5 protein-coding genes are annotated in these 6,000 nt (G+C 44.9%); 4 read left to right on the plus strand and 1 reads right to left on the minus strand.

Features of this window, described 5'->3' with window-relative positions; all coding sequences use genetic code 11:
* Positions 1-133: 133 nt before the first annotated feature.
* Positions 134-349, minus strand: coding sequence for a DUF6722 family protein (locus NBH15_RS14090; protein WP_128134831.1), 216 nt, complete (start codon positions 347-349; stop codon positions 134-136).
* A 172-nt stretch (positions 350-521) separates the two neighbouring features.
* Here NBH15_RS14090 and hisS point away from each other — a divergent pair, with 172 nt between their 5' ends.
* The 4 genes from hisS (at position 522) to groL (ending at position 5,804) form a co-directional block, all read left to right on the plus strand.
* Positions 522-1,877, plus strand: a complete 1,356-nt coding sequence (gene hisS / locus NBH15_RS14095; protein ID WP_186960473.1) for a histidine--tRNA ligase — start codon at positions 522-524, stop codon at positions 1,875-1,877.
* 140 nt (positions 1,878-2,017) lie between these two features.
* On the plus strand, positions 2,018-3,448 hold the full coding sequence (locus tag NBH15_RS14100) for a glycoside hydrolase family 30 protein (protein WP_250822910.1): 1,431 nt from the start codon (positions 2,018-2,020) through the stop codon (positions 3,446-3,448).
* A 412-nt stretch (positions 3,449-3,860) separates the two neighbouring features.
* Positions 3,861-4,130: a co-chaperone GroES gene (locus NBH15_RS14105; protein ID WP_128134828.1), complete on the plus strand. Its 270-nt coding sequence runs from the start codon at positions 3,861-3,863 to the stop codon at positions 4,128-4,130.
* 33 nt (positions 4,131-4,163) lie between these two features.
* Complete coding sequence (gene groL / locus NBH15_RS14110) at positions 4,164-5,804, plus strand: chaperonin GroEL (protein WP_244050815.1); 1,641 nt, start codon at positions 4,164-4,166, stop codon at positions 5,802-5,804.
* Positions 5,805-6,000 lie beyond the last annotated feature (196 nt).

Below are 6,000 nucleotides of genomic sequence, written 5' to 3' on the forward strand. Positions count from 1 at the left end.
TGACTCGGGCTGCTTTTTTATTTCTTCTTTTTCTTCGTTCTATGAAATTTACCTTCCATATAAAGTGCCCAGATTAAAAATCCGAGTCCCATTCCCATAAACAGTAAACAAACAAATATAAAATCAGGCATAACTAATCCTCCTTCAGTTTAATGAATAATAGGCCTAAAAACAAAAATCCTGAAACTAAAACAAATCCACCCGAATAAATAAGCACATTATGTCCCTCAAGATCTTTTAATAATGTTGTGATGACAACTCCTGTTGCCATGTATTTGGCGAAGTCGATGCAAAAACTACCAAGTTCACCGTACAATACTTTCTTTTGTCTCCTTAATTTCTTTTTCATAGCTATACGTTTTGTTAAATATGTTGCAAACATAACAAAAAGAAACGGACAAAACAATGAACCTTTCCAATAAATAACGAATTTGAAACAAAATACCTACCTTTGCATTCCGAATAATAATTTAATATATAAAAGTCGGTTAGCTCCGACGATAAAGAAGAGCAAACAGTATATGCAGAAGCCGTCTATACCAAAAGGTACCAGAGATTTTTCGCCCGAAGAAATGGCGAAACGTAATTATATATTCAATACGATTCGTGAAGTATATCATCTGTACGGATTTCAGCAAATAGAAACTCCGGCCATGGAGAACCTGTCGACCCTGATGGGCAAGTATGGCGAAGAAGGTGATAAATTACTTTTCAAGATATTAAACTCGGGAGATTGTTTCTCCGGCATTACCGATGAAGAACTGCTGGAACGTAACCCGGTAAGATTCGGTGTGAAAGCCTGTGAGAAAGGGTTGCGTTATGACTTGACCGTTCCTTTTGCCCGCTACGTAGTGCAGCACCGCAACGATATAACATTCCCTTTCAAACGTTATCAGATACAACCCGTATGGCGTGCCGACCGTCCGCAGAAAGGACGTTACCGTGAGTTCTACCAGTGCGACGGTGACGTGGTAGGCTCTGATTCGCTGATCAACGAAGTGGAACTGATTCAGATTATGGATGAGGTGTTCCACCGTTTCGGTATCCGTGTTTGCATCAAAATGAACAACCGTAAGATATTGTCGGGTATTGCCGAAATTATCGGTGAAGCGGATAAGATTGTTGATATAACAGTGGCCATCGACAAATTGGATAAGATCGGTCTGGATAATGTAAACGAAGAACTGCGTTCCAAAGGCCTTTCAGAAGAGGCGATTGCCCGCTTGCAACCGATCATCATGCTGTCGGGTAGCAATCGCGAAAAACTGGCCGTCCTGAAAGAACAGCTGGCTACCTCTGAAATAGCCGTGAAGGGTATCGAAGAAATGACCTTCATTCTCGACCGTATCGACCAGCTGCCTATGCATTCGGAACTGGAACTCGACTTGACGCTGGCCCGCGGTCTGAACTATTATACCGGTGCCATCTTCGAAGTTAAAGCTCTGGATGTTCAGATAGGAAGTATCACCGGTGGCGGACGATATGACAACTTGACCGGTGTATTTGGCATGGATGGCGTGTCGGGTGTCGGTATCTCTTTTGGGGCAGACCGTATCTTCGACGTGCTGAATCAGTTGGACCTGTATCCGGTCGATTCGTTGAAGACAACACAACTGTTATTTGTCAACTTCGGAGAGAAGGAAGAAAGTTATCTGTTACCGATTATCGCCCGGGTTCGTGCCGCCGGTATCCGTACCGAACTTTTCCCTGAATCAGCCAAGATGAAGAAGCAGATGGGGTATGCCGATACGAAGAAAATCCCGTATGTCGCTATCGTTGGCGAAACGGAGATGAACGAAGGCAAGATCAACCTGAAGAATATGATTACAGGCGAACAAACACCTGTCACTGTAGAAGAACTGATCGCAAAGTTCTGATGTAAATAAGCAGCCTTGTCCCCGTGCTTGACACGGGGCCGCAAAGGTGCTGTCTGAATAAATAGGCATATGACCTGTTCTTTTGCGATCCCGTGTCCAACACGGGAACGGGTTTATGCCATCCTTAATATTACTGTCTCATGAAAACATCTCTTTTAATTCTCGCATTCGCTTTAGTCCTCTCTTCCTGTTCTGTTCAGCCAAGAGCATCCTGGGTAACAACTACGGAAAACGAACCGTGGCAGGAGCAATCCGACCTGGTCTCTGCCTCTTCGGATACGATTCCGACGATCGACGCGGTTATCCATACCCATAAGAAAGGACAGAAGATAGACGGCTTCGGTGCCTGCTTCAACGAGCTGGGCTGGATTTCCCTGAGCAAACTCGACCCGACAGTCCGCGAAGAGATCATGGAAGAACTCTTCTTCCCGGAGATAGGGGCGAATTTCACCATCTGCCGTATGCCGGTGGGTGCCAACGACTTCTCCCGCGACTGGTATTCCTATAATGAGACCGAAGGCGATTTCGAAATGGAATACTTCACCATCGCCAACGACCAGCAGACATTGATCCCCTTTATTAAAGGCGCACAGAAATACAATTCCGACCTGCGTATCTGGGCCTCTCCCTGGTGTCCTCCTACCTGGATGAAATACAATAAGCATTATGCCTCCGCCTATACCGGCGAAGCCTACAACGAGAAGTACCGCAACGGCCTGCCTGCCGATAAGGTCGGTTATGAAGGAACGGATATGTTTATCCAGGACTCCCTTTACCTGCAATCGTATGCCCTTTACTTCTCCAAATTTATCGAAGCCTATCGTGAACAGGGCATCGACATCTTTGCCGTCATGCCGCAGAATGAGTTCAATTCGGCACAGATATTCCCTAGTTGTTGCTGGACGGCTGCTTCCCTGGCTAACTTTGTCGGCAACTATCTCGGTCCGGCGATGAAGGAATTGGACGTGAAAGTGATGTTCGGCACCATGGAACGTGCCAACGAAGCATTGGTGGATACCATCCTGACCGACCCGGCAAGCGGCAAGTATATCAGCGCAGTAGGTTTCCAATGGGCGGGAAAAGGTGCGATCAAAGGTATACACGAACGTTATCCCGATATGAAACTCTATCAGACCGAGCAGGAATGCGGCGACGGAAAGAATGACTGGAGCGGTGCCGTTTACTCCTGGAACTTGATGCGCCATTACCTGGATAACGGTGCGTCGGCCTATATGTATTGGAATATCTCGTTGGATAAAGGCGGTATCAGCCGTTGGGGATGGGCGCAAAACTCCCTTGTGGTTGTCGATCCCGATACAAAAACCTTCCATTACACCCCCGAATATTATGTAATGAAACATTTGAGCCATTACGTCCAGCCCGGTGCCCGTAAACTGGAAACCTCCGGCCAGTTCAGCAATCTCATGGCCTTTGTCAACCCCGACAAAAGCATTGTTGTCGCTTTGGCAAACGAAGGAAATGAGGACCGCCAGGTATCTGTTGAAATCGACGGTCGCGTCTACCAGCCTGTACTACCGGCTCATTCCATCGCAACACTGCTGATAGACTAATCTGAAATATACTATATATTAATGTAAGGGACGGCAGATTCTAACTCTTTCGTCCCTTGTTTTTTTACTTTTGAGCATGCTCGGAATTGATTTTTAGCATGGTTGAAATCTATTTTTAGCTAGCTGAAAATTAAATTAAGGCATGCTAAAAAGAATAATAGTTTAGGACCTATCAGTTAAAAGACCGTGACTTATGAACTACTTTCCCGTTACTTTTGTTCTAGTCGGGAAGCATGTGAGGCGGATGTATAGTCATCCTGTCAGTCATGTCGGCACATCTAAACGTCTGTTTATGCAAAATTGGCAGTCTTTTCCCTGCCAATTAATTTGGCATAGATTTCGCATAGGAATAAACGTGAATTAGAAAAACACATGTAAACATAATATTATTAACAATTAAAAATATAGTAAGATGAACATTAGACCATTAGCAGACAGAGTGCTTATCAAGCCGGCTGCAGCAGAAGAAAAGACACTTGGCGGAATCATTATCCCGGATTCAGCAAAAGAAAAACCTTTAAAAGGTGAAGTTGTTGCCGTGGGTAACGGAACAAAGGATGAAGAAATGGTTGTGAAAGGTGGCGATACTGTACTGTACGGAAAATATGCAGGAACAGAAATCGAACTGGAGGGTGAGAAATATCTTATCATGCGTCAGTCTGACATTTTAGCTATTATCTAATTCATTAAACGAAAATAATAAAACAATATAATCATGGCAAAAGAAATTAAGTACGATATGGATGCCCGCGACCTTTTGAAGAAAGGTGTGGACGAATTGGCAAATGCTGTAAAAGTAACATTAGGCCCGAAAGGCCGTAACGTGATCATCGAAAAGAAATTCGGTGCTCCTCACATCACAAAAGACGGTGTAACGGTAGCTAAAGAAGTAGAACTGGCTTGCCCGTTTGAAAATATGGGTGCTCAGTTGGTAAAGGAAGTAGCTTCTAAAACAAACGACAATGCAGGTGACGGTACAACTACTGCTACTGTATTGGCACAGTCTATCATCGGTGTAGGTTTGAAGAACGTTACAGCAGGTGCTAACCCGATGGACCTGAAACGCGGTATCGACAAAGCCGTTGCCAAAGTGGTTGAAAAGATTGCTGACCAGGCTGAAGAAGTAGGCGACCAGTTCGAAAAGATCGAACACGTAGCCAAGATCTCTGCCAACGGTGACGAAACAATCGGTAAACTGATTGCTGAAGCTATGCAGAAAGTGAAGAAAGAAGGCGTTATCACAGTGGAAGAAGCGAAAGGTACTGAAACTACAGTTGACGTAGTAGAAGGTATGCAGTTCGACCGTGGTTACATCTCTCCGTACTTCGTAACCAACACAGAAAAGATGGAATGCGAGATGGAAAATCCGTATATCCTGATCTACGACAAGAAGATCTCTGTATTGAAAGACTTGCTTCCTATCCTGGAACCGGCTGTTCAGAGCGGTCGTCCTCTATTGATCATCGCTGAAGATATCGACAGCGAAGCATTGGCTACTTTGGTTGTAAACCGTCTGCGTGGTTCTTTGAAGATCTGTGCTGTGAAGGCTCCGGGCTTCGGCGACCGTCGTAAAGCTATGTTGGAAGATATCGCAGTGCTGACTGGCGGTGTTGTTGTCTCTGAAGAAAAAGGCTTGAAGCTGGAAGGTGCTACAATGGATATGCTGGGTACTGCCGAAAAGATTACTGTTGACAAAGATACTACAACTATCGTTAACGGTGCCGGCGACAAAGCTGCTATCCAGGCTCGTATCGGTCAGATCAAAACTCAGATCGAAAACACTACTTCTGACTACGACAAAGAAAAGCTACAGGAACGTCTGGCTAAGATGGCAGGTGGTGTAGCTGTTCTTTACGTAGGTGCTCCTTCTGAAGTGGAAATGAAAGAAAAGAAAGACCGTGTTGACGATGCTTTGCATGCAACTCGTGCTGCTATCGAAGAAGGTACAGTTCCTGGTGGTGGTGTAGCTTACATCCGTGCTATTGAAGCATTGGAAGGTATGAAGGGTGAAAACGAAGACGAAACAACAGGTATCGAAATCGTAAAACGCGCTATCGAAGAACCGTTGCGTCAGATCGTTGCTAACGCAGGTAAGGAAGGTGCCGTTATCGTTCAGAAAGTGAAAGAAGGTAAAGGTGACTTCGGTTACAATGCTCGTACCGACAAATATGAAAACCTGTGCGCTGCCGGTGTAATCGACCCTGCTAAGGTAACTCGTGTTGCTTTGGAAAATGCTGCTTCTATCGCTGGCATGTTCCTGACAACAGAATGTGTAATCGCAGAGAAGAAAGAAGATACTCCTGCTATGCCTCCGATGAACCCGGGTATGGGTGGCGGCATGGGTGGTATGATGTAATATCTTCCCATCAAGATAAAACCGGAAACGGCTGCTTCCCGAAAAGGAGGTGGCCGTTTTTTGTTATATATAATTAAGAGCCTGTTTAAATTTTATTCAATAGCATCCTAATAGATGCTAGTTTCACCATTTCCTCTGCCGAATCGAATGTCCATTCATAGTTTCGGCAGAGTCTTCTATAGTTGTCAAACCATGA

The sequence above is a fragment of the Parabacteroides caeci genome (assembly GCF_023656795.1).
GTDB lineage: Bacteria > Bacteroidota > Bacteroidia > Bacteroidales > Tannerellaceae > Parabacteroides > Parabacteroides segnis.

Bases quoted from the DNA above. Each gene is read 5' to 3' on its own strand.
- NBH15_RS14090 (WP_128134831.1), bottom strand. From the start codon at position 349: ATGAAAAAGAAATTAAGGAGACAAAAGAAAGTATTGTACGGTGAACTT.
- hisS (WP_186960473.1), top strand. From the start codon at position 522: ATGCAGAAGCCGTCTATACCAAAAGGTACCAGAGATTTTTCGCCCGAA.
- NBH15_RS14100 (WP_250822910.1), top strand. From the start codon at position 2,018: ATGAAAACATCTCTTTTAATTCTCGCATTCGCTTTAGTCCTCTCTTCC.
- NBH15_RS14105 (WP_128134828.1), top strand. From the start codon at position 3,861: ATGAACATTAGACCATTAGCAGACAGAGTGCTTATCAAGCCGGCTGCA.
- groL (WP_244050815.1), top strand. From the start codon at position 4,164: ATGGCAAAAGAAATTAAGTACGATATGGATGCCCGCGACCTTTTGAAG.